At 59.8% G+C, this 15790-nt stretch carries 15 protein-coding genes; 3 read left to right on the forward strand and 12 right to left on the reverse strand.

The genetic code is table 11. The features are described 5' to 3' along the window. Positions 1-3: 3 nt before the first annotated feature. From nspC to ACI0FG_RS02470, 5 genes are all read right to left on the reverse strand, one after another. Positions 4-1173, reverse strand: a complete 1170-nt coding sequence (gene nspC, locus ACI0FG_RS02450) for a carboxynorspermidine decarboxylase (RefSeq protein WP_419786971.1) — start codon at positions 1171-1173, stop codon at positions 4-6. Beyond that, on the reverse strand, positions 1173-2363 hold the full coding sequence (locus tag ACI0FG_RS02455) for a saccharopine dehydrogenase family protein (protein WP_419786972.1): 1191 nt from the start codon (positions 2361-2363) through the stop codon (positions 1173-1175). Before ACI0FG_RS02455 ends, nspC begins: the two co-directional genes overlap by 1 nt. A gap of 41 nt (positions 2364-2404) precedes the next feature. Then, positions 2405-4318: a biosynthetic arginine decarboxylase gene (gene speA / locus ACI0FG_RS02460; protein WP_419786973.1), complete on the reverse strand. Its 1914-nt coding sequence runs from the start codon at positions 4316-4318 to the stop codon at positions 2405-2407. 195 nt (positions 4319-4513) lie between these two features. Continuing rightward, entirely contained in the window at positions 4514-5881 is a 1368-nt protein-coding gene (locus tag ACI0FG_RS02465) for a sensor histidine kinase (protein WP_419786974.1), read from the reverse strand. Next, positions 5881-6588, reverse strand: a complete 708-nt coding sequence (locus ACI0FG_RS02470) for a response regulator transcription factor (RefSeq protein WP_419786975.1) — start codon at positions 6586-6588, stop codon at positions 5881-5883. The genes ACI0FG_RS02465 and ACI0FG_RS02470 overlap by 1 nt, the downstream gene beginning before the upstream one ends. A 233-nt stretch (positions 6589-6821) precedes the next feature. Here ACI0FG_RS02470 and ACI0FG_RS02475 point away from each other — a divergent pair, with 233 nt between their 5' ends. Then, positions 6822-7034, forward strand: a complete 213-nt coding sequence (locus ACI0FG_RS02475; RefSeq protein WP_419786976.1) for a hypothetical protein — start codon at positions 6822-6824, stop codon at positions 7032-7034. Between the two features lie 78 nt (positions 7035-7112). Here ACI0FG_RS02475 and ACI0FG_RS02480 read toward each other — a convergent pair whose 3' ends face one another. The 6 genes from ACI0FG_RS02480 to ACI0FG_RS02505 all read right to left on the reverse strand — a co-directional run bounded on the left by ACI0FG_RS02480 (position 7113) and on the right by ACI0FG_RS02505 (position 12645). Continuing rightward, positions 7113-7583 (reverse strand): hypothetical protein, encoded by a 471-nt coding sequence (locus ACI0FG_RS02480; protein WP_419786977.1) that lies wholly within the window; start codon positions 7581-7583, stop codon positions 7113-7115. 124 nt (positions 7584-7707) lie between these two features. After that, positions 7708-8478: a L,D-transpeptidase family protein gene (locus ACI0FG_RS02485; RefSeq protein ID WP_419786978.1), complete on the reverse strand. Its 771-nt coding sequence runs from the start codon at positions 8476-8478 to the stop codon at positions 7708-7710. A gap of 158 nt (positions 8479-8636) precedes the next feature. Then, positions 8637-9671: a glycine betaine/L-proline ABC transporter substrate-binding protein ProX gene (gene proX / locus ACI0FG_RS02490; RefSeq protein WP_419786979.1), complete on the reverse strand. Its 1035-nt coding sequence runs from the start codon at positions 9669-9671 to the stop codon at positions 8637-8639. Between the two features lie 21 nt (positions 9672-9692). Beyond that, positions 9693-10523: an ABC transporter permease gene (locus ACI0FG_RS02495; protein WP_419786980.1), complete on the reverse strand. Its 831-nt coding sequence runs from the start codon at positions 10521-10523 to the stop codon at positions 9693-9695. After that, positions 10523-11743, reverse strand: a complete 1221-nt coding sequence (proV, locus tag ACI0FG_RS02500; protein WP_419786981.1) for a glycine betaine/L-proline ABC transporter ATP-binding protein ProV — start codon at positions 11741-11743, stop codon at positions 10523-10525. Before proV ends, ACI0FG_RS02495 begins: the two co-directional genes overlap by 1 nt. 587 nt (positions 11744-12330) lie before the next feature. Further along, positions 12331-12645 (reverse strand): MGMT family protein, encoded by a 315-nt coding sequence (locus ACI0FG_RS02505; protein ID WP_419786982.1) that lies wholly within the window; start codon positions 12643-12645, stop codon positions 12331-12333. 197 nt (positions 12646-12842) lie between these two features. Here ACI0FG_RS02505 and ACI0FG_RS02510 point away from each other — a divergent pair, with 197 nt between their 5' ends. Beyond that, positions 12843-14099 carry an NHLP bacteriocin system secretion protein gene (locus ACI0FG_RS02510; RefSeq protein WP_419786983.1) on the forward strand — a complete coding sequence of 419 codons (1257 nt, stop codon included), beginning with the start codon at positions 12843-12845 and terminating at the stop codon, positions 14097-14099. After that, positions 14096-14617: an RNA polymerase sigma factor gene (locus ACI0FG_RS02515; RefSeq protein WP_419786984.1), complete on the forward strand. Its 522-nt coding sequence runs from the start codon at positions 14096-14098 to the stop codon at positions 14615-14617. Before ACI0FG_RS02510 ends, ACI0FG_RS02515 begins: the two co-directional genes overlap by 4 nt. Positions 14618-14811: 194 nt before the next feature. On the opposite strand, the gene ACI0FG_RS02520 is transcribed toward ACI0FG_RS02515, so the two are convergent. Further along, positions 14812-15702 (reverse strand): GNAT family N-acetyltransferase, encoded by an 891-nt coding sequence (locus ACI0FG_RS02520; protein WP_419786985.1) that lies wholly within the window; start codon positions 15700-15702, stop codon positions 14812-14814. Between the last annotated feature and the right edge of the window lie 88 nt (positions 15703-15790).

Genomic DNA, 15790 nt, shown 5'->3' on the forward strand with positions numbered 1-15790 from the left:
TCCCTAGGAAAGACGAATCTTAAAATCTTGATAACCGAAAGAGCAAACCTGCGTCATCCGTTTTCCGTCCGGGTCGAAACAGTAGATCGAGGGGAGCTGGATGCCGTTGAAGGTGTTGGTCTTGACCATGGTGTAGATGGCCATGTCCGTGAACACGAGCCGGTCCCCCACACGCAGCGGGGTGGCAAAGGAATACTCCCCGGCCACGTCGCCTGCAAGGCAGGAGGGACCGCCAATGCGGCAGGTCCACGGTTGTTCGCCGGGTTCGGCGGAGCCGGAGATGAGCGGGCGGTAGGGCATCTCGATGACATCCGGCATGTGGCAGGGCACGGCGGAGTCCATGATGGCGATGGGCAGGTCCGCCTGGACCACGTCGAGCACGGTGGCGACCAGATAGCCCGCGTTCAGGGCCACGGCTTCGCCCGGCTCCAGGTATACCTGGACGTCCCACTTCTTTTGGAAGCCGTTGATGAGTCGGACCAGCAGGTCCACGTCGTAGCCGGGACGGGTGATGTGGTGGCCGCCGCCGAAATTGACGTAGCTCATGCGCGGCAGCACGTCGGCAAACTGCGCTTCCACGGCCTTGATGGTCCGCTCCAGGCAGTCCGCGTCCTGTTCGCACAGGTTGTGCCAGTGCAGGCCGGTGATGCCTTCCAGGTCGTCGGAATCGAACTGCGCCCGGCGGATGCCGAGTCGGGAACCGGGGGAGCAGGGGTCGTAGATGGGCACCGCGCCTTCGGAGTGCTCCGGATTGATGCGCAATCCCAGCTCGATCTCGCGTCCGTTCCCGGCGGTCAGTTCCTTTATTAGCGGTCGGAACCGGTTCAGCTGGGCAAAGGAGTTGAAGACGAGGTGGTCGCTGGTCTCACACAGTTCGCGGATGTCCGCCTCGGAAAAGGCGGCGGCAAAAGTGTGCACCTCGCGCCCGAATTCCTCGCGGCCCAGCCGGGCCTCGTGGGGAGAGCTGGCGCACACGCCGTCGAGCGTCTCCCGGATCAGAGGGAAGAGGCTGTACGTGGAGAAGCACTTGAGGGCGAGCAGGATTTTGCAGCCCGTGCGTTGCTTCACCGAAGCGAGGACCTCCAGATTGTCGCGCAGGAGGCCCTCGTCAATGACATATGCAGGTGTTTCGACCGTTTTCGGGTCAAAACGGTATTCGGTGCGGCCGTCCACTACAGTTCCACTTCAGTCCAGGGCAGGCCGTGCTTGTTCAGGGCATCCATGAACGGGTCGGGATCGAGCTGCTCCATGTGGAACACGCCCTTGCCGGACCACTTGCCGGTGAGCATCATCATGGCACCGATCATGGCCGGGACACCGGTGGTGTAGGAAATGGCCTGGGAACCGACTTCCTCGTAGGCGGCTTCGTGGCTGCACACGTTGTAGACGTACAGGGACTTCTCCTTGCCGTCTTTCACGCCGTGCATGACGTTGCCGATGCAGGTCCGGCCCTTGGTCAGCGGACCGAGGGAACCGGGTTCGGGCAGCACGGCCTTGAGGAACTGGAGCGGCTGAATCTTCTGGCCGTTGTAGTCGATGGGCTCGATGGAGGTCATGCCGATGCCCTCCAGCACGCGCAGATGGGTCAGGTACTGCTCGCCGAAGGTCATCCAGAACCGGGCGCGCTTCAGCCCCTTGAGGTGCATGACCAGGGATTCCAGCTCCTCATGGTACATGAGGTAGCACTTCTTCTGGCCGATGCCTTCCGGGAAGTCGTAGGACATGGACCAGGAAAGCGGATCGGTCTCCACCCACTCGCCGCGCTCCCAGTAACGGCCGCGCTGCGTGATCTCCCGGATGTTGATCTCCGGGTTGAAGTTGGTGGCGAAGGGCTGTCCATGGTCGCCCGCATTGCAGTCGATGATGTCCAGGACGTGGATTTCATCGAAGTGGTGCTTCATGGCGTGGGCCGCGAACACGTTGGTCACGCCCGGGTCGAACCCGGAACCGAGCAGGGCCATCAGCCCCGCTTTCTCGAACCGTTCACGATAAGCCCACTGCCATTTGTACTCGAACTTGGCCTCGTTCGGCGGCTCGTAGTTGGCGGTGTCGAGGTAGTTGACCCCGGTCTCCAGGCACGCGTCCATCAGGGGAAGATCCTGATAGGGCAGGGCCAGGTTGACCAGCAGGTCGGGCTTGATCTCGTTTATGAGCTTCACGGTCTCGGCCACGTTGTCCGCATCCACGGCGTGGGTGGCCACATCGCGGCCGGTGCGCTGCTTGACGGACGCGGCAATGGCGTCGCATTTGGACTTGGTCCGGCTGGCCAGATGGATTTCGCCGAATACTTCGGGAACCTGGGCGCACTTGTGCACCGCCACGCTGCCGACGCCTCCGGCGCCGATGATCAATACCTTGGACATTGACGTCTCCTTCCCGCCCGCTCCCCGTAGGGCGCTGCGGTTTAGCGTTCGAAGTAGGTGTAACCCTGCAAGCCGTTCCGATAAGCCGTGAGTGTCTCGCGCCGTTCGGTGGGGGTAATCCGTCCCTGGCGTACGGCATTCTCGGCAGTCTCGCGGAACCGGGCCAGCAATGCCTTCGGTTCGTATTCGACGTAGGTGAGGATGTCCTCAACCGAGTCGCCTTCCAACTCGCCCACGAAGTCGTACTGGCCGTTTTCGCGAATCCTGATGGTGACGACGTTGGTGTCGCCCAGCAGGTTGTGCAGGTCGCCCAGGGTCTCCTGGTACGCGCCCACGAGGAAGGCGCCGAGGTAGTACTCCTCGTTTTCCTTGAGCTCGTGGAGCGGCATGCTGCGCTTGACGCCCTGGCTGTCGATGAAACGGTCGATCTTGCCGTCGCAGTCGCAGGTGATGTCGGCCAGCAACCCCTCGCGGGTGGGTTCCTCGGCCAGCCTGTGCACGGGCATTATCGGGAAAAGCTGCCCGATGGCCCAAGCGTCCGGCAGGGACTGGAACACGCTGAAGTTGCAGTAGTAGATGTCGGACAGGGCCTGACCCACATTCTCCAGGTCGTGCGGCAGGTTGGGCAGGTCCTTGGCGAGCACGGCGATGCGCCGGATGATCTCCCAGAACACATTGTCCGCCAGCGCGCGTTGCCTAAACGACATCTTGCCGCTGCTGAAGGCCTGACGGACTTCGTCGCGGTAGTAGAGAGAGTCGTTGAAGCACTCCTGGATATTGCGCAGGTTGAGCGTCTGAAGCGCCTCGAAGAGGTGCTGGATTTGGATATGGGTATCGTCCGGGAGCTTTTCGGGCAGCGGTTCGGGTTCGAACCGGGCGAAGTCCAGGACGTTGAACAGCAGCATGGAGTAGTAGGCCACCAGTGCGCGGCCGGACTCGGTGATGATGGTCGGGTGGGGGACGTTCTGCTCGTCGAGCACGGTCATGACGCCTTCCACCACGTCCACGCAGTATTCGTCCAGCGTATAGTTGCGGCTGCTCATGAAGTTGGTCTGGGTGCCGTCATAGTCCACGGCCAGACCACCCCCCAGGTCCAGGTACTGCATTCCGGCACCCTCGGCCACCAGACCGGCGTAAACACGGCTGGCTTCGGCCACGGCATTGCGGATTTCCCTGATGTTCGGAATCTGCGAGCCAAGGTGATAGTGGAGCAGCTGGAGCCGGTCCAGCATTCCCGCTTCCTTGAGGGTGTCGATGACGCCGATGATCTGGGCCGCGTTGAGGCCGAAGATGGAACGGTCGCCGCCGGACTCCGTCCACAGGCCGCCGGCCTGGGTGGAGAGCTTGACGCGGACGCCCAGAATGGGGTCCACGCCCATGGCTTTGGAACGCTCGATGATGAGCGGGAGTTCGCCGGGCATTTCGACAACCAGAATGCACTTGAATCCGAGTCGCGTGGCGTGCAGGCCGAGGTCGATGAATTCCTCGTCCTTGTATCCGTTGCAGATCAGGACGGCCTCGGTGTCGCGCAACATGCCCATGGCCGCGATGAGTTCGGCCTTGCTGCCCGCTTCCAGCCCGTGATGGTATCTCTTGCCGTGACGGGTCACGGCCTCCACCACCTGCTGTTGCTGGTTTACCTTGATTGGGTATGCGCCAAGATAGGCCCCCTTGTACGCCAGGATGTCGATGGCGGATTGGAAGCTTTCATTGAGCAGGGATATCTGGGTGTCGAGGATATTCTCGATCCGCAGCAGTACGGGCATATCCAGACCTCTGGCCTGGATGCCCTCGATGATTTCGGGGATGGAAACCGCGTTTTTGAATTTGTTGGGCTCGGCAGTTACCTGCAATTCGCCCGAGGGAGAAATACCGAAGAAGCCGGCGCCCCATTCGCGGACGCCGTAGAGTTCTTTTGACCGATCAACAGTCCATCTTTCCAGTGAAGGGGTCACTCATAAATCCTCCATATCCAAAGCGGATTCGGGAAATACCCGGGTGACTGGCGCAAGAGGGGCCTATCCCCCGACCGCCAAGTGGAATCGGCGATTTATGGTCTCGCGAGATAAAAGTCAACCGCCGTTTGGTCACGCCTATCATTCTTTTTGAAAAAAGTCTGTCGGCCTTTGTCTTACGCCTATTTCCGCCCCCTATTCCAGGGGCAGTTCAATGCGGATGCAGACGCGTCCGTCGGCCCAGTTCGCCTCGATGGTGCCGCCATGTATTTCCGCCACGCGACGGGCCGTTGTCAGGCCCAAGCCGGTGCCGGCCTCGTTGTTTCGGTACAGGCGGTGGAACGGAGTGAACATGCCCGTGAGGTCCTTGTCCGAGAGCTGCGGATGGGTGTTGGACACCTCCACCACCACATGCGAGTCGAGCGTCATTGCCCGCACGCCGATGACGCCGCCTTCCTCGGTATACTTCACGGCGTTTGCCAGGATGTTGTTCAACAGTACGTCCAGGCCGTGGCCGTTGCAGCGGAGCGGCGGTGTGGGGCTGAGTTCCGTGTCCAGGCGCAGCCCCTTGCTCTCCACCATGGGGCCGTAGGAGTCGGCAAGGCCGCGCAGCCGTGTGGATACGTCCACCCGGTCCGTGCGTGGCGGAGCTTCCCGCATGTCCAGCTTGGAGAGGTCCAGGATGGCGCCGATAATCCGGTCCATGTTTTCGATTTCGTCGCCGATTTTTTCCAGGTGGCGGTCATGGCCGCCATCACTGCCGGTGCGTTCCATGGCTATCTGCAGCGAGATGCGCATCCGGGCAAGGGGCGTGCGCAGCTCGTGGGACAGATGGGCGGTCAGTTCCCTTCCGGAAAGTACCAGTTTCTGGAGCCTTCCGGCCATATTGTTGAACTTGTTGGCCAGGTCCGCCACCTCGTCGCTGCCGGAAACCGGCATCCGCTGTGAGAAGTCGCCGTGGCCCAGCCGGTCCGTGGCCTCGGCGAGCTTGCGCACGGGGCGGATAATGCGCATGGCAACGGGCAGGATGAAGAGGGCTCCCAACACGGTGAGCAGGAGCAGCCCCTTGAGGAACCATTCCTCCTCGTTGTGGTGCGGCCGTTCGATGAATTCGTGGGTTGTGAGGCGCTTGCCGTTGGGAGCGAGGATGTCCGACTCCATGTAGATACCCTTGAGGCGGCGGCTGTCCGCCTCGAACATGCGGACCTTGGCGGTGTCGGTGGTGGCCACCTGGGTCATTCGCATGTTCATGTCGGGCGGGAGCCCGATGAAGCTCGAAGCCAGCACCTTGCCGTCCTCGTTGGTAAGCCAGACCCGGCGATGTTCCCGGTCCAGGATGCGGACCACCGGGCTCAGCCGGTCGATGACGTTGCCGTTGGGCGGGATTTCGGCCAGTTCCTTGCTGAGCAGCCGGTTTGTCATGATCATCTCGCTGACCATATATTGGATGAAGGGCGTGGGCGGGCTGCCCCAGACGATGATCGCGTACACGACGATTTCGGCTGCGATGAGCACGGCCAGAAAGGAAAGGAGGATCTTGAAATACAGCTTGCTGAAACGCATTATTCCCCCAGGAAAAGGTAGCCGGTGCCCCACACCGTCTTGATGCGTTCGCAGTGGGCCGCATAGGGCTTGAGCAGGGAGCGCAGCTTGTGCACATGTACGTCGATGGAGCGGTCGTAGGCGTTGAAGTCCTTGTCCCAGACCCGTGTCATCAATTCGTCGCGGGTCATGGCGATGTCCGGATTCTCCATGAAGACCCTGAGCAGGCGGTATTCCGTGGCCGAAATTTCGATCTCGTCCCCCTCCACCATCAGAAGCTGGCGTCCTGTATCCAGTTTCAGTCCGCCGCAACGCACGAACCGGTCCGTCCGTTCTCTGGTCTGGGTGCCGGGGGTGAGTTCATGGCGGCGGAGCACCGCCTTGATGCGCGCCAGCAGTTCCCGCGGGTTGAAGGGCTTCGGCATATAGTCGTCCGCGCCAAGCTCCAGGCCGACAATGCGTTCGGTGTCCTCGCCCTTTGCCGTGAGCATGATGACCGGAACCATGGAACGGGTGCGCAGGTCGGCCAGCACTTCCAGCCCGTTTTTGCCGGGCATCATCACATCGAGGATGACCAGTGCCGGGTTCAGCTCACAGACGGTCTCGATCACCTTTTCGCCGGAGGGCAGTGTGGATACGGCAAATCCATAGCCTTCCAGATATTCCCGGATGAGGGCGCAGAGTTCCTTGTCGTCGTCCACAAGCAACAGATGGTGATCACTTTCCATGCCTTCTCCCTTATATTCTGACGCGCTGCCGGGGAAGTCGCTGTCGGCAACGTTAACAGCTTTTAACTTTTTTTATCATCGAAGAAATACATTCCGGCGTTGTTCCGGCTAGAAACTGTGCAGATGATGTGTTCCCTCGTCTACATATTTTCTTGTTTCCAGCTGTATCCACCCCGGATGCGGGTCTTCGGTCTCGGCCTTTTCCGCCAGTCCGGCAATGAACGGAGCCGGGCATGAACCAGGCGGAGGAAAAAAGCTTTGGCAGTGCGGAAAGCGCCGCAGATTCCACCTCAGGCCGCACTTGGGAATGTTTTCAGTACGGCCAGCCGGTTTGCCTGCTGTCGCGAATGCGCCATGGCCACGGGGCTAACCATTTCCCGTCCATACTTTCGCCCGACGAGCTGGACATCTGCGCGCTCTGCCTGCTCGGCAGGTTGCGCCGGTAACGCCTTGGTTTGTTTTCAGGCTGATAAAAGGCCCGGCAGCATTGTAGCTGTCGGGCTTTTTTTCGGCCTTGCGCCGAGTCAGAAATTCCGGCTTGCGTCTCCCGGAGCCGGGCCGGAACCGCCGCCTATTCTGCCGTGCACGCCGCCGGGATCATCCGGTTTCGTGCCTGCCGGTTTGCCGCTTTTGGCGTCTTCATCCAGAATGTTACAGTACTCGTTGAGCTGGTTGCGGTCCAGATAGTTGGACAGCTGCTTGATGACGGACCAGTCGAGGTCTTCCAGCTCCTGCCGCCTATTTCGGGAACTGTCCGCCTCCAGCTCCTTCACCAGCTTGGTTTTCCGAGTGTATTCGTCCTCGATGATAGGGCGTATGGCCGTGGTCTGCGCCTCACTCAGGTGAAGACGTTCTTCGAGTGCCTGGAGCCGCTGTCCCGGCTTGGGAACTTCCGGCAGCGGCATTACCGGCGTCGGCTGGTGGAGGGAAGGCCCGCAGGCGGTCAGTATCATGGCCATCAGGGCGAGCAGCAGAAATGTGAAGTGTTTTCGCATGGTGAACTTTGGGTTGCGATTACAGTGAGGGGAGCCGCCCTAGCCGGGCGTAGGCCCGTACGGATAAATACCCTGGAGTTGTTATCTTCGTTTTACTGTACCATTAATAAATCTCGAGACATGGTCATGGCAAGTTCCATCGACCTTGCAGCCGTCCGTAGGCCGCATCCGGCAGCTGTACCAGTACCGGCCTGGCCTGCGGAGTCAGCCAGAGGATGATCTCCTTGAGGGTGTCCCAGTCCATGGCCGTGCATCCGGAAGTGGGGGCGTTGTCCTTTTTGAGCAGATGCATGAAGATGCAGGAGCCGCGCCCGGGCACCGGCTGTTTCATGTTGTGGGGCACCAGCAGGCCGATGCGGTACACGCCGTCGGGCCGGAGCATGGTCTCGGCGCTTTTCCACGGTTTTGCGTTGCCGGGCATTCTGAGCAGGGAATTGTAGTAGGGGGAGGCGGTGTCGTCCACACAGTACAGGTCCGGCCCCACGCCCATGACCGGCATGTTGGTCCCAGCCAGATCGTTGGGCTCGTAGGCGAACGCCATGGGCAGCCCGAAGGCTCCAGCCGGTGCCTTGCCATCTCCCTCCATCTTGACCGGCTCCCCGGATTGCCCTGTGTCATCGGAATGCAGGCCAATGCCCCAGCCAAGGCCGTGCACGCCCAGGGTGACGGGCACCGGTCCTCCCGCTTTTTTCCAGGGAGAATCCGGGCGACGTTCATACCAGCGCAGAGTGCCGGTCTGGCTGTCCCAGTCCGGAGCGGTGACCAGCACCAGCTGGCGGCAGGATTCCATCCAGCTCGGTTCGGCAGCAGTCGCGGCCGTGGCCGAAAAGACGAGAGTTGCGGTGATCAGCAGTGGGATGAGGACGAGAACTGACAGTTGCTTGCGGGATGGCATCGGTACTCCTGGCTGTTTGATACAGCAAAGTCCCTAGCACAGGACGCCCCCGGGCGTGAAGAGGTGCATTGCATATATTTATGGAACGAACCTCACCAGGGAAAAAAGAGGGAGCCCGGTGTTGCCGGGCTCCCTCTGATGGGCGTGAAGCGGGGTAGCTACTTTGCGGCGGCCTCTCGGGCGTCGTTGAGCCACTTGTTCCACAGATCCTGATGCGCGGCGATCCACTCGTCCGCATGACGGGCAATATCCCGGTCGGACTTTTCGCCTTCGTTCATCTTGGTGTTCTGCGCATTGATGTCGCTGAGCTTGAGGGTGAATTCCTCCAGGAACTTGGCGGCCGCAGGGTTCTTGGCCAGGAACTTCTTGTTGGCCACGCAACGGATGTCGGAAACAACGAATCCGGCCTTGAGGGGATCGGAAACAGCGCCTTCGACACCGGAAACGGTCATGCGGTCCTTGGCCTTGGCTTGTGACTCGGTGGGGTTGATCTCGGGCACGTTGATCCAGACCACGTCCTTGCCGGGCTGGAACTTGAACACGGTCCAGTTCGGAGTCCAGGTATAGAAGAAGACGGGCTTGCCGGACTTGTACTGGCCCATGGCAGCGGCCATGCCTGCCTCATAGGAGGCCTTGACCGGGTTGATGTACTTGCGCAGGCCATAGACATCCATGTGGTGGGCAATGACCTTTTCGCAGCCCCATCCCGGAGGGCAGGCGGTCAGGTCGGCCTTGCCGTCGCCGTTGGAATCAAAGGCCTTGATCACTTCGGGGCGTTTGAAGTCGTCCAGGGACTTGATGTTGAATTTTTCGGCGTCCCGTTTGGATACGAGGTAGCCCTGCATTCCGCCCGCCTTGGCCACGTAGCCGATCTTCTGGGCCTTTTTATCAAAGTTTTTGGGCAGCTGGGCATTGTGCATGGGGAACCAGCCGTTGGCCCAGTAGTCCACATCCCCAAAGGTGACGGACTTGTAGAAGATGGGGTTGCTCAGGTCCTTGGGCTTTTGGACGTCATATCCCAGTTCGGTCAGTCCTTTGTGGATGATCGCCTCCTGGAAGAATCCGGTGTTCCAGGTCGCACGGGCGGGGCGCAGGGTGACACCTTCGCCGGGTTTCATGTTCAGGGCCAGGGCCGTGGAGGCCAGCGCCACGGTCAGTAGCGCGGCCAGGGTCAGTTGCAGCAGTTTTTTCATAAAACCTCCTGGTATTCTAATTTACTTCTTTTGGGCCATGGATTGGGTGATGCGGTCGAGGACGATGGCCATGAGCACGATGCCCAGGCCGCCCACAACGGCACGGCCGATGTCCAGGGTGTTCAGGCCGAGGATGACCGGGGACCCCAGTCCTCCGGCACCGATAAGAGCGGCGATGACGACCATGGACAGGGCCATCATGATGGTCTGGTTGAGTCCGGCCAGGATGGTGGGCATGGCCAGCGGAATCTGGACCTTGAAGAGCACCTGTCGGCGGGTGGCCCCAAAGGCCAGAGCCGCTTCCACCAGTTCCGGGTGCACGCCGCGGATGCCGAGATTGGTCAGCCGGATGATGGGCGGCAGCGCGAAGATGATGGTGGCCAGCACGCCGGCCACGTTGCCCACGGAGAAAAGCATGACGATGGGAACCAGATAGACGAAGGCCGGAGTGGTCTGCATGGCATCCAGCACGGGACGGAGCGCGGCCTCGAACCGGTCACTGCGGCCGGACATGATGCCGAGAGGCACGCCGAAAATGGTGCAGATGACCACGGACGAGAGGACCATGGCCAGGGTGGTCATGGTATCCGGCCACAGGCCGAGAAAACCGACCAGCAGCATGGAGGCCAGGGAAAACAGTGCCAGCCGCTTGCCGGAGAATTTCCAGGCGGCCAGACAAACCAGGACGATGATGATCGCCGGGTGTACCGCGTTGAGCATATGGTCGAACCCGTTGAGCATATACTCCACAGGCCATTTGAGCATCTGGAAGAACTCGCGGTAGTTGTCCACGAGCCACTCCACAAAGGAGGAGACCCATTGGTCCAGGGGAATGATATATCCGTCAAACATTATATGTTTCCTCCTTCTTCGAGGTTTGTTTCGGTACGGTGCAGGATGCGCAGGAAGCGGTTCTTGGAGACAACGCCCTTGTAGACGCCGTTTTCGTCAATCACCGGAACGGGCCAGGGACTGGAGGCGACCAAGGGCAGGATGTCCTGCATGGAGTCGGTCATGAGCACCGGTTTCGCATTCTCAAGGAACGCTTTTTTCAGCGGATGGGAAGGTTCTCCGTCGTCCAGGGCGTCGCCTATGGAGTCCGTGGAGACCACGCCGAGAAAACGGCGGCGGGCATCCAGGGCATAGCCATAGTCACGCTCGCTGCCACTGAGGATTTCGTGCGCGGCGCGCAGGCTGCCTGTTTTGGTAACGACAATCGTGGGATGGCTGTCGCGGACGATGTCCCCCGCGCTGATAACGCCGGTGGGATCGACGCCGCGGAAAAAGGCGCGGACGTAGTCGTTGGCAGGGTTTTGCAGAATCTCATCGGGCGTTCCCACCTGGACGACGTTGCCGCCTTCCATGATGGCGATGCGGTCGCCGATGCGCAGGGCCTCGTCCAGATCATGCGAAATGAAGACGATGGTCCGCTGGTCCTCCTCCTGCAACTTGAGGAGTTCGTCCTGCATCTCTGTGCGGATGAGCGGGTCGAGGGCGGAGAATGCCTCGTCCATGAGCAGTATCTCGGGGTCGACGGCAAGGCCGCGCGCCAGTCCGACACGCTGTTGCATTCCGCCGGAGAGCTGGGAGGGATACTGGTCCTCCCACCCGGTCAGTCCGACTTGCTCCAGCGCCTCTCTGGCGCGTTCGTGGCGTTTGGCTTTTTCCACCCCGGCCAGTTCGAGGCCGAAGGCGGCGTTGTCCAGCACTGTCTGATGCGGCATGAGCGCAAAGGACTGAAAAACCATGCTCATGTTGAACAGGCGAAATTTGACCAGTTCATCCGCATTCATGGCGGTGATGTCCTCGCCATCCACCAGCACGCGCCCGGCAGTCGGCTCGATGAGCCTGTTGAGCATACGTACCATGGTGGACTTGCCCGAACCGGACAGGCCCATGATGACGAAAATTTCACCGGCATGAATATCAAAGGAGGCATTGTTCACCCCTACGGTCATACCGGTCTTTTCGAGCACCGAAGTCTTGTCGTGCCCTTCTTCCAGCATCTTGAGGGCAAGCTTCGGCTTGTTGCCGAAAATCTTGTACAGGTTTTCCACTCGTATTTTTTCCATAGTCTACTCCAGTAAATAATTCGAACGTCCCGGCAACGGATTGCGGGACACTAACAATGAAATGGCGCTAGGCCTTGGACAGGGGAATGCGCCCTCGCATCCCAAGGGACCGAAGGGCCCCGCATTGCCCGTTGGGGAAAGGATTTCCGGTGCTGAAAACACACCGGGATGGCGACGGAAAGCACCGCGTCATCTTTGAAAAAACAAGATGTTTTTGCATCAATGCAGTTAGTTCTTTTAACAGTGCTTTTTGTGTATAATTTGAGAATTTCAATGCAGTAATGAAATTCAACATTACTTTTTAAGAGATAGTATCTGTTGTAGTGTTTTACTACAGAGATTAGCACTGTTTCGCTTTTGATGTTTTTTAACTTAAAGAAAAATGATTGTGTTGTCAAATGACTGACAATTTAATGTTTTTACAATGCCAAATATCAAACAATTTGACAAAATATTTTGTCTGAAATTCGACAAATTGAAAAAGGCATTCGAACCACTAGGGTAGTGGTTTCCTGCTGATATATTTGGAGAAAAAGAAGAAGATAAATACTAGATACGATATAGTTCCGGCGTATGTGATTCCGGCGCTAGGCCTCGGGTCGCCATTGATGCCCGGCCATGTTGATACGGCCCGACGCGTCGAAACATACGCCTTCACGTTGCAGGAGCTGTCGCTGGCGGTCTCCATCCGTGCCGGGCAGGGAGATGCGCCCTTCGCGATTGACTACGCGATGCCAGGGCAGGCCATGGATATGGGAGGAGGAGTGGAGGAGGCGGGATATCTGCCGGGCCGCACGGCGGTTGCCGGCCAGGGCGGCAACCTGACCATAGGTGGCCACGCATCCGTGTGGGATGGCCAGGATGACGGCAATGGCCTTTTCGGTAAATGGCGAAAGCGACATGATATCTCCCTGCCCTGGGTGAGGAAAAAAAGACTCTTTCATGATGCGCCGGTCTTGTCGAGGCAGGGGGGTGCGCCGCCATTCAGGTTGCATCCCTTTATTTATTCATTTCTTGCAATTTTCTTCAATAATTCATAATTTACCGATCAGAATCATCATTAAGCCACGCTGCGGCGGGTCAGCAGCACTATTGCGAAATGAGCGATAAGGATCGGAAACGGAGCGGAAATCCCCTGGCTTCTCCTGAGGAATTGTCCCGGCGCATCACTATTGTTGATGCAAAGGGCAAGTTCGCCGTGTTGACGGGTATTGTCCTGGCTGTCGTGCTCATCGGATGGAGCGTTTTCGGTTCCGTGCCTGAGATGGTGATGGGCACGGGTATTCTGGTGCCGCCCGACGGGTTGATGGATGTGGTCGCACTGGGGCAGGGGCAGATTACCGAAGTTGACGTGGCTCCGGGCGATACCGTTTCGAGCGGCGACATACTGGCCCGTGTTTCCATGCCGGAGCTGGAGACGGAGCGGCAGTCCATTCTGGCCGGTCTCAAGAGTGCCAGACTCTGGACCGCCGAGCGCGAGACCTACTACGGCCAGACCATGGAAGTGCAGGGCAAGAACAACGAGGAACGCATCCGCCATCTTCGTTTTCGCATGGATTACCTCCAGGAATATTTCAATTTTCTCAAGCAGCACGTCAAACGTCTCGACACCATGCACAAAGGGTACATCACGCCCAAGGAAGTCGAGACCACCCGCAAGAACATGCAGTCGGTACTGGCCGACATCAACGATTGCAAACTCAAGATAGCCGATGTGCAGGCCGCGGATCTGGACCTGAAGAGCAAGGCCGAGCAGGATACCCTGCAAAGCCGGAAGCAGGAGACCGACCTGGAACTGTCGCTGGAAAGCGTCGAGCGTCGTTTGCAGGTCTTTACCAAGGTCCGCAGCCCCTATGACGGGGTGGTGGTGGATACGGGCATGGAGCTGGGGGACTACGTCTCGCCCGGTATGCCCGTGGTCACCTTGCGGCCCGTGGATTCCCCTCTGGAGGCCTCCCTTCTCTTCCCCGCCGAGGTAGGCAAAAAGATCAAGCCGGGCATGGTCGCCTATGTCTATCCCTCCACCGCGTCCAAGGAGGAGTATGGGTGCATCTACGGTCTGGTGTCGTCCGTGGGTGAATATCCCGCCTCCCCGGAATCGCTCATGAAGTCCATTGGTTCCCGGCAGCTGGTGCAGGCTATAATGGAGCAGGGCGTGATGATCATGGTCCGTGTGGTGCTTTTGCGTGATCCGGACACGGCCTCGGGGTTCAAGTGGTCCTCGTCCGAGGGGCCGGAGGACACCTCCATTGAAGCCGGAACCGTCTGCACTGGTAACGTGGTCCTGAAGCGGAATCGGCCCATCGACCTGCTGTTCCCGAAATTTTCCAAGATGTTGGGGTTGAGCCGGAGATGAAGAAGAATGCCGGACAGGCCCTTCTGGGGCAGGCCGCGTTCCGACGGCTCTATGGCGAACATGCCGGGCAGCTGTGCGCCTATTTGACGCGCTGTCTGCGTGGTGATGTAGCCGAGGCCGAAGGAATCGTGCAGGAGGCCTTTCTCAAGGCATGGGAAAAGCGCGAAGCCCTGCGCGAGGAGTCGGCTTTCAAATCATGGCTTTACACCATCGCCCTCAATGTGCTGCGGCAGCGCAAGCGGCGGTTGCGTCCCGTCCTTGCGGAAACAGCGGATGCGGAGTCCGGTTGCCCTTCGCCGGAGCGGCAGGCCTCGGATCGGCAGGAGCTTGCCCGCGCCATGGCTGCCCTGGCCGCCCTGTCCGAGGAACAGCGTGAGGCCGTGTTGCTGGTGCGTATGGAGAACATGAAATTCCGCGAGGCCGCCGAAGTGCTCGGTGTGCCGGAAAACACGGTCAAAACCCGGGTGCGCCGGGGGCTTCTGGCCATGGCCGCCACACTCGGTACCGACATTCCCTAGAAGAACGAAAGTCCCTAGCTATCTGTTGAGCCTCTTATTGCAGAGGTACTCGTCATCCTAATTTCACGCTATGTCCGAGCCGAAAACCGGAAGACCGGCACCCCCCGTCGGGTACCGGCCTTCGCTGAGAGGTGGGTTGCGGCGGGCTGATGCCGCGCCTGTAATTTATTGATGTGCCCAGCTGCGGAATAGTTTCAGCCGAGGGCCTTGTCCGACCCCAGCGTCCAGCTCAGGTCGGCGATTTCCCCCAACCGTTTTTGGCACATGGCCAGCAATGGTCCATTGTCCGCCTCAATCCCCCAGGTCAGCTTGGGTATGCCCGCCTTCATCAGCTTCCAGAACCCGTGGCCGACCATGCCGATGGCGATTCCGCCGCCTCGTTTGAGGTCCTCACGGAGGAAGACGTCGGTGAAGCGCGCCGTGTCCGGGGTGGTCAGGTGGACCGTCAGCCAGCCCACGACTTCGCCGTGCTTGCGAAGCACCATGCTCAGTCCCTGCTCCAGGATATGTTCTTCCCGAAACGGGTCGGCCCGGAGCGCGTGCCAGCCGGGTTGTCCAGCCTTTCCCTTGATGAAATCCCGTTCCTGCCGGGTCAGGCTGTCCCACGGAGAGAGGGTGTATTGTTTGGGCAGGCAGTCCGCGTTTTCGTATTTCGGATGATTGCGTCGGATGCCATTGCCGAAGCGTCCGGCGATATCGGCGCGCATGACGAGCAGCCGCTTTTTGGGGGGGCTCCATTCCCGCTTGGCCAGGACCCGCTCGAAGGCGACGGCTCCGGCCATGGTCTGGGTCCAGGTGGTGCGCAACCCTTCAAGCCCGGCAGCGGTGAGAAAGGTTTCGCCCTGTTCCAGCAGAAGCGTGCCCAGTCCGCCCAGTCGGTGGGGCATGGCCACGAACAGGGAGAGCAGGGTTGCTTCGTTGTTGTTCCGCCCCTCGCCGAACAGGGCCAGACCGGCCGGAGTCCCTTTGAACCAGGCCCCGACGGCCACGGACGGGCCTGCCAGCACGCGGCGATAGGCCGGAAAAGTCATGGCGTCGAACGCAATGGCTTGTTCGGGCTTGAGAATACTGATGGGATACGTCATGTCGGCCACTGTACCGCAAATTGCGGCCGGGTGAAAAGGGTGGCGTTCCGCACGGCGGAAAGAACTGGTTCGAATTGCTTCGACCCGG

Source organism: Pseudodesulfovibrio sp. 7M6 (genome assembly GCF_050058625.1).
Taxonomy (GTDB): domain Bacteria; phylum Desulfobacterota; class Desulfovibrionia; order Desulfovibrionales; family Desulfovibrionaceae; genus Pseudodesulfovibrio; species Pseudodesulfovibrio salinus.

What these genes read in the sequence shown, in the direction of transcription:
- ACI0FG_RS02455 (WP_419786972.1), bottom strand. Translation starts at nt 2,363, where the DNA reads ATGTCCAAGGTATTGATCATCGGCGCCGGAGGCGTCGGCAGCGTGGCG.
- ACI0FG_RS02465 (WP_419786974.1), bottom strand. Translation starts at nt 5,881, where the DNA reads ATGCGTTTCAGCAAGCTGTATTTCAAGATCCTCCTTTCCTTTCTGGCC.
- ACI0FG_RS02470 (WP_419786975.1), bottom strand. Translation starts at nt 6,588, where the DNA reads ATGGAAAGTGATCACCATCTGTTGCTTGTGGACGACGACAAGGAACTC.
- ACI0FG_RS02475 (WP_419786976.1), top strand. Translation starts at nt 6,822, where the DNA reads ATGAACCAGGCGGAGGAAAAAAGCTTTGGCAGTGCGGAAAGCGCCGCA.
- ACI0FG_RS02480 (WP_419786977.1), bottom strand. Translation starts at nt 7,583, where the DNA reads ATGCGAAAACACTTCACATTTCTGCTGCTCGCCCTGATGGCCATGATA.
- ACI0FG_RS02485 (WP_419786978.1), bottom strand. Translation starts at nt 8,478, where the DNA reads ATGCCATCCCGCAAGCAACTGTCAGTTCTCGTCCTCATCCCACTGCTG.
- proX (WP_419786979.1), bottom strand. Translation starts at nt 9,671, where the DNA reads ATGAAAAAACTGCTGCAACTGACCCTGGCCGCGCTACTGACCGTGGCG.
- ACI0FG_RS02495 (WP_419786980.1), bottom strand. Translation starts at nt 10,523, where the DNA reads ATGTTTGACGGATATATCATTCCCCTGGACCAATGGGTCTCCTCCTTT.
- proV (WP_419786981.1), bottom strand. Translation starts at nt 11,743, where the DNA reads ATGGAAAAAATACGAGTGGAAAACCTGTACAAGATTTTCGGCAACAAG.
- ACI0FG_RS02505 (WP_419786982.1), bottom strand. Translation starts at nt 12,645, where the DNA reads ATGTCGCTTTCGCCATTTACCGAAAAGGCCATTGCCGTCATCCTGGCC.
- ACI0FG_RS02510 (WP_419786983.1), top strand. Translation starts at nt 12,843, where the DNA reads ATGAGCGATAAGGATCGGAAACGGAGCGGAAATCCCCTGGCTTCTCCT.
- ACI0FG_RS02515 (WP_419786984.1), top strand. Translation starts at nt 14,096, where the DNA reads ATGAAGAAGAATGCCGGACAGGCCCTTCTGGGGCAGGCCGCGTTCCGA.
- ACI0FG_RS02520 (WP_419786985.1), bottom strand. Translation starts at nt 15,702, where the DNA reads ATGACGTATCCCATCAGTATTCTCAAGCCCGAACAAGCCATTGCGTTC.